Source organism: Pantoea sp. MBLJ3, from assembly GCF_000816655.1.
Taxonomy (GTDB): Bacteria; Pseudomonadota; Gammaproteobacteria; order Enterobacterales; family Enterobacteriaceae; genus Pantoea; species Pantoea eucalypti.
In genome coordinates this window covers 1-7,154 of record NZ_JSUT01000019.1, presented here as the reverse complement: position 1 = coordinate 7,154, position 7,154 = coordinate 1, and the positions used below count along the sequence as shown (strand labels likewise).

At 48.9% G+C, this 7,154-nt stretch carries 7 protein-coding genes; all 7 read left to right on the top strand.

Annotated features, from left to right (window positions below; translation table 11 throughout):
- Positions 1-1,411 (top strand): type VI secretion system Vgr family protein (locus NP77_RS19115; protein ID WP_039661320.1); only part of this gene is annotated, 1,411 nt, incomplete at its 5' end.
- Positions 1,412-1,419: 8 nt separating this feature from the next.
- The gene (locus NP77_RS19110; protein ID WP_039661321.1) at positions 1,420-1,797 is read left to right on the top strand and encodes a hypothetical protein; all 378 of its coding nucleotides are present in this window, start codon (positions 1,420-1,422) and stop codon (positions 1,795-1,797) included.
- A gap of 350 nt (positions 1,798-2,147) precedes the next feature.
- Positions 2,148-4,688: a DUF2169 domain-containing protein gene (locus NP77_RS19105; RefSeq protein WP_039661319.1), complete on the top strand. Its 2,541-nt coding sequence runs from the start codon at positions 2,148-2,150 to the stop codon at positions 4,686-4,688.
- Positions 4,685-5,755: a pentapeptide repeat-containing protein gene (locus tag NP77_RS19100; RefSeq protein WP_039661318.1), complete on the top strand. Its 1,071-nt coding sequence runs from the start codon at positions 4,685-4,687 to the stop codon at positions 5,753-5,755. Before NP77_RS19105 ends, NP77_RS19100 begins: the two co-directional genes overlap by 4 nt.
- 12 nt (positions 5,756-5,767) lie before the next feature.
- Complete coding sequence (locus tag NP77_RS19095) at positions 5,768-6,376, top strand: DUF3540 domain-containing protein (RefSeq protein ID WP_039661317.1); 609 nt, start codon at positions 5,768-5,770, stop codon at positions 6,374-6,376.
- Between the two features lie 9 nt (positions 6,377-6,385).
- On the top strand, positions 6,386-6,778 hold the full coding sequence (locus NP77_RS19090) for a DUF4150 domain-containing protein (protein WP_039661316.1): 393 nt from the start codon (positions 6,386-6,388) through the stop codon (positions 6,776-6,778).
- A 44-nt stretch (positions 6,779-6,822) separates the two neighbouring features.
- On the top strand, positions 6,823-7,154 hold a 332-nt coding region (locus NP77_RS19085; protein ID WP_039661315.1), incomplete at its 3' end, for a contractile injection system protein, VgrG/Pvc8 family.

Sequence of the window (7,154 nt, the reverse complement as noted above, 5' to 3'; positions counted from 1 at the left end):
CAGCCACGGCGAGTCCTACGCGCGCATCCGTCAGGAGGTGTGGCAGGCCGAGCACCACAGCGTCAGCGGGTCGGGCACCGCCACCGGCATCGCGCCGGGCTTCACCTTCGCCATCATCAACGCGCCGCACTTCAGCGACAACGGCGAATATCTGGTGACCTCGGCGACCTATGACTTCGCCGAGAACAGTTACGCCAGCGGCGACACCGGCGAGAGCCGGCACAATATCAGCTTCACGGTGCTGCCGTCGTCGGTGACGTACCGCACGCCGCCGGAGACGCCGTGGCCAAAAACGCACGGTCCGCAGACGGCGAAGGTGGTGGGGCCGAAAGGCGAGTCGATCTGGACCGACCGCTACGGCCGGGTGAAGGTGAAGTTTCACTGGGACCGTCTGGCGAAGGGCGACGACACCAGCTCCTGCTGGGTGCGCGTCTCCAGCGCCTGGGCGGGCCAGGGATTCGGCGGCGTGCAGATCCCGCGCGTAGGGGATGAAGTGGTGGTGGACTTCATTAACGGCGATCCGGATCGGCCAATCATCACCGGGCGTGTTTACAACGAGGCGAGCATGCCGCCGTGGGATCTACCTGGTGATGCAACACGAATGGGCTTTATGACGCGGAGTAAAGATGGACATCAGGCAAATGCCAGCTATCTTTTTTTTGAAGATAAGCCAGGCAGTGAACTGCTGAATATGCATGCCGAAAAAGATATGAATATTTCGGTAGAGAATGACAAGACCGTTTCAATAGACGGATGCCGTACGACAAAGATCGGCAAAGATCAAATTGACGAGATCACTGGTGACTCAACTTTCCATTACAAGCAGAAGCGCACAACGACGGTTGATGATGCTGAGACTAAAATTTTCAATAACGGTGAAAAGACTACCATTGAAAATGGCAGGGTGTTGAAAATTAGTAATGGAGATGAAGTTTCAATTGTCGGTAATAAAAATTCCCATATAAATGGCAATGAAAATCGAGAGATTACCGGAAACCTGTCGGAGAAAGTTAACGGTGATGTAAGTGTGGATATTAATGGCAGCTGGAATCAAAATGTAATGACAGGTACGGTTAATATATTTAGCCCAAACGAAATAAGTATTAAAAGCAGCACGAAAGTAAGCATTGAAGCGCCTTCCAGTTGGGTTAAGACTGCTGTGCACTCTTTTTCAATGACCGGTTTTAATGAAAGTGTAACGGGGAATAGTATTTCATTAACGGGTAATAGCATGAGTGGTACTGGAATGAGTTCTTCATTTACGACAGTAAGTAATAGCGTCACAGCATTGAGTAACTCCAGTTCATTAGTTAGCTATTCAACGAAAGGTATTGACAATAAGCGTTCACTAACTAAAATTGAAGATACTCTGCAAAATGTAGTAATTAGCGCGATACATTTATTTATATGAAGGTGAAAATGAATTTTTTAACTGAAACACCATTTATTGTCGGTATCATCATGACTGTCCTTGGTTTGTTTGTAATGTTTTCAATCTTCAAGCCTAATAAAAATGAGTTGTTTGAAATAAAAAACTGGAAAACCAGAGAGGAATGGCAGGGTGAAGTAATAACTACTGAACCCAAAAGCTGGTCGCAGACAGACACCAAATATGGTAATGATTTTTTCTATAATTTTAAGGTGCCACTTACGATTGCTGGAAAAGAGAATATACTTACCGCTAAAGGATTAGTAAGGCCAAATGACATTCATAAATTAAAAAAAGGTGTTAAAGTTATTGTTAAGTACAGTGATGATATTCCGACAAAAGTCGCTGTAATTGATGTTTTGTATTAGTGATTTTTTCATTGCACAGCAGATTAGTTAATTAATTAGATGCGTTAATTCCCCATATCGAGGGCGGCCAATTTTATGGGGTCAAAAGTGGTGGCGTTATCAGAATAGCAAATCCTACGATATATAGGCTTGTGAATAGCATATATATTGCGAAAAAGAGTGGTGCTGAAATTTTATACTTTACATGCGCAATGCAATTATTATTCATCATTAAATGAAGCTTATTTTTCAATATTAATACAGTCGCATGTTCATTAAAATTTGAAATAACTATCCACATCATTATCAATACCGGGTCGGGGTCAGGCCCGGTATTTGTTTTATCTGTCGTTTTAGAAGGAACCCCGGGCATGAAAATCATTAAGCCTCTGCGACTGAGTGTACTTAATCGCCCGTTTCGCTGGCAGGGTAAAAATCATCTGGGCGTAACGGTGCTTGCACTGACTGACATGGGGGAAAAGCCGCAACTTCGTCCTGAAATGGAACTCTGGCAACTGGCTGCCAGTGAGCTACAGACCAGTGGCGGTGTTCTTGATATGGCCATCCCAAAAGTATGTGCCGAATTTCTGGCCACTGGCCATGCTTATACAAATCATCAAAGCGATAAAACCGCCTGCGCGGTGCGGATTGAAGTCAATACGTTAAGCAAGTCGCTGGCTGTATTCGGCGATCGCTACCGGGTCGGTAATAACATCACTGCGCCGCAAACGTTCGAGCATATGCGGCTTGACTGGAGTCGTGCTTTTGGCGGTGAAGGGCATAATGAAAATCCCTATGGGATAGGCATTCACCCTGAGATGCATCAGGGACATGAATTTGTTCGCTTGCCCAATATTGAAGCGATGAGTAATCGACTGAATCAACCTGGGAAAAAGCCAGAACCGGCGGGATTTGGCCCACTGGATATCAGCTGGCCACAACGTTTTAACCGTATGGGGAGAAAATACGATTCTAACTGGTTACAAAATGATTTCCCCGGTTTCGCGCGAGATATCGACTGGAAAGTGTTTAATGCCGGTAGTCCTGATCAATGGTGGACAGATCGCGATGCCTTACCAGAGCAAGCCGCTTGGCGAATCTGGAATATGCATCCACAAAAGCCGATGCAGGAGGGCAAACTCCCCCCCTGGCAGGCACGCTGCTTTATCAATCGTCAGCGCGAAGATGAAACGCTGTTCGAGGAAATTTCACTGAGGGCGACCACGGTATGGTTCTTTCCTCACCTTGAGCAAATGATTTTGTTGTGGCAAGGAAACACGCGCATTAATGAAGACGATTCGGCTGATGTTTTGCAGTTGATGCCCGCACTGGAAAAACGTGGTTCGCCACGCTCAGTGAATCACTACCGTAAGGTACTTACGCAACGGCTGGATAAAGAAAACGGCGCACTGTTTTCATTTCGCGAAAAAGATCTCCTGCCTGATGAGGTCATTGGCCCCTGGATAGATAATCAGGTCGAGCAAACGCCCAGTCCGATGCGGGACAACATGAAAGCGCGAGCGAAACATCTTCGGGAACAACATCGTGCGCGCATTGAAGCATCCGGCGGGGAAGTGGGTGACTTGCTGAAAGAACCCCCGGAACCAGAGCTTCCCAGACTGGAAGACTTGCCGGAATTTATCGAAAAAATGGAGCGTCAGGCCGGAGAAATGAAGGTGCAGGCAGAGCTGCGTCAACGCGAGATAGAAGCCCGATATCCGCAAAGAGAAGGTGATGAGCATCAGCCCCGAGGTCCGGAAACGCTGTTTCATATGCAAGAAATGCTTCAACGCAACAAGGATAGCTTGGGTGAGAAGAAGCTGGTACAGATGCGTGATGCTCTCCATCAAATGTATCTCACGTCTGTAAAAAGCCAGCCACCAGCATTACGTCTGAAAGGTGATCTGGCCAAAATTATTCGTCAACGTGCTGAAAGAACACTTGCTCAGGATGGAAACTTTAGCGGCATGGATCTGACGGGCGCTGACTTTTCTGGCATGGATCTTCGCGGAGCCAACTTCAGCAAAACGTTGCTGGAATGTGCGGATTTAAGCCATTGCAAACTCGGCGGCGCTAATTTTCATAGCGCAATGCTGGCGCGAACCGAACTTCACCACAGTTCCCTACGCAACTGTAATTTTGAGAACGCAAGTTTTGCTCTGGCGCAGTGCTGCAAAAGCGATTTTTCCGGTGCTCATTTCAAAGATACGCAACTGCAAGAGACGTTATTTGACAATTGCACGTTCAACGGGACAACGTTCAGCGGGTTACTGTTCAGGGAAACCTGGTTTACACAATGCTGTTTTCAACGCGCAAACCTCCAGTCATGTGTATTTATGGAACTCGATTTGCCAGACCTTGATTTTACAGAGGCAAAACTCACTAAAACGACCTTTCTTAAATCCAGGCTCGAGCAGGCTGTTTTTAATCGCGCCGAACTTGAGAGTTGCTCATGGGTCGACACAGTATCAAATGGTGCAGGTTTTATTGGCGCAACCTTGACCACCTGCGCGGTGACGTCAGGCACTACACTTAACGAAGCGGATTTTACTCACGCTACACTTCGACAAAGTAATCTGCGTGGGATACCACTGGATGCTGCACTCTTCACCCTGGCAAAAGTTGAGAATAGTGATTTAAGCGAGGCAAGTTGTAGAGGTGTAAATTTTCAGCAAGCAAACCTGGCAGGCAGTCTGTTCGTGCGCACTGATTTTCGCGATGCAGACTTTACGGATGCCAATTTGATGGGGGCGTTATTACCGAAAAGTCAGTTGGCTGGCGCATGTTTCCGGGGCGCTAATCTTTTTCGTGCTGACCTCTCACAGGCTTTCACCAGCGAAACCACCGAGCTTGACGGGGCTTTTACGAAACGCATTAAAACGTTGCCAAAGCGAGATGGAGAAATTGTATGACTGCACTCACTGCAACGGATATTCATCGGCTAATCAAACAGGGTGAGGTCATCAGCGAATTGAATCTGGATGGTATCAATTTGCAGGGATTTGATCTTTCCGGAGGGATCTTTCAGGACGTGTCCTTAATAGGGGCAAATCTGCAAGGGGCCAATTTAAAAGAAACCGTTTTTACTGAATGTCAGCTTGATCGGGCTGATATACGTCAGGCAAAAATTGAACAGGTCATCTTTAACCAGTGCGAAATGTCAGGTTTAACGGCAGATGAGACAAACCTGAGCGAAACGGTATTCAACCAGTGCGTGCTTACCAACAGCAATTTTGCGCGTAGCGTTTTGCTCAGCACGCAATTTATGCAATGTCCGCTCACGCAAGGTCAGTTTAAACAAGCACAGTTTGATCGCTGCGTATTTTTTGAATCAACGCTGGACGAGGCACATTTTGACGGTTGCAAATGTCTGCTTACTACTTTCTACAATATTGATTTACGTAAGGTATTCCTGACGCCGGGTGAGTTTGACCGCACCGTCTTTTTTAACTGCGATCAACGCAGTAAGAATTACGATCATCAGCGATTTACAGGTTGCCAGTTCACTGACTGTGTCATGGATAAAGTGCAGTTTAATGGTGCGCATCTTACACAATGTAATTTCAAAGGCGCTTCACTTAAAGACGCACTGTTTAATCAGGTCAATGCCAGTCAGGCTCTATTCATGGAAGCAGACCTGACGGAAGCTGAGTGTAAAGGAAGTCTGTTCGATCAGGCTATCCTGGTGGGTGCAGTGCTGGAGAGAGCTGATTTTTCGGGTAGCCGATTCTTCCAAAGTATTCTGCAACAAACGAGGGCTTCACAGGCCCTTTTTATGCGATGCGATCTTACATACAGCGACTTCTCCGGCGCAGATCTGCGCGGGGCGGATTTCCGTGCAGCAACGTTTTCACGTACGCGAATGCACCGGGCGCGCCAGGAGAACGCGCAGTTCTCTGGTCGTCGGGGCATTCTGGAATTTGATGAAGAACTACTGGCAGCTGAAGCATGGAGCGCACAGCGCCAGAGCCGCAGCTAAGGAGATTAAGTAATGCATCATAATGTCAACCATACGCTGACAAACGCCATTCTACCCCCAGTGCAGACCGCGGGCATTGTCACGCACAGCTTCGCCGATGGCAGCCTGACTATTGAATGTGAAGGACGAGGCTGGCATTGTCGCCGCGCTGCAAGCTGCGTGATTGTCCCGCAAATAGGCGACACAGTTTTAGTAACCAGCGTTGAACACCAGATTTGGCTACTGGCTGTTTTAGAGCGGGCTGATGAGCATAAAGCAGAACTCAGTGTGCCGGGTGATCTGCATATTAGCAGTGTGGGTGAATTAAGTTTAAGCAGTGGCGCGCTGCGCATCAGCGCTGAACAGGGTGATTGTCATATCAACGATATGAATTACAGCGGCGAGAAGATTTCTGCCTGGGTTAGCCTCTCGCGAATCGTTGGCAAGCGTGCGGAATCAGTGTGGCAAACCGTAACGCAGATTAGCCACAATCTGCTGCGTACCACACGTAATACTGAACAGGTTCGGGCCGGTCAGATTGATATGAAAGCAGAGGATTACGTACGCCTGCATGCCAGCAATACGGTAATTACCTCCAAAGCAATTACTAAAGTCGACTCAGAACAGATTCACATGGGTTAAGGAGCAAGAATGTTCGCAAACTGTCAGCTGTTTGGCGTGGACTTAGCCTTTCCGGATGTCTGCCTGACACCAACGCCCGCGCCAGTGCCTATACCTTATCCGGACATCGCACTTGGACCTACGGCCATTCCGAATGCACTCAATATCCTGTTCATGGGTATGCCAGCGCATAATATGGCGACCATCACGCCACTGACAAATGGTGATAATCCCGGTGTCGCAACGGGTGTTGCATCGGGCACGGTAATGGGACCCTCACGTCACCTCACCGGTTCATTCACCGTATTATTGAAAGGCACGCCGGCAACGCGTTTGACCAGCGTGAGCCTGCAAAACTCTACCAATGCGGTTGGCATGCGTATCGTGCCAAGTCAGTTCAAAGTGCTGATGCTTGCACCTTAAGACATTACTTTTTGCCGCACCTTCTTCAGACAGGGATGAAAACCATGTTCTCACGCATTACTGCTCAGCTGCCGGCGGACGGCCTGCTGTTCCATACGCTCACCGGCACCGAGACGCTGTCCCGTCCGTTTGTGCTCACCGCCGAACTGCTGGCCACCGACGCGCGCATCGACCGTCACGCCCTGCTGGGCAAGCCGGTGACGTTTACGCTGCCGACCGATGGCCTGATGAACGCGCTGAGCCCGCGCTACCTCAACGGCAAAATCACCCGGGTGGCGGTGCGCAGCCAGGAGCTGAGCGGCACCCGCTACGCGGTCTATCAGCTGACGGTGGAGCCGGACCTGTGGCCGATGCGGCGCGACCGCAACCTGCGCAT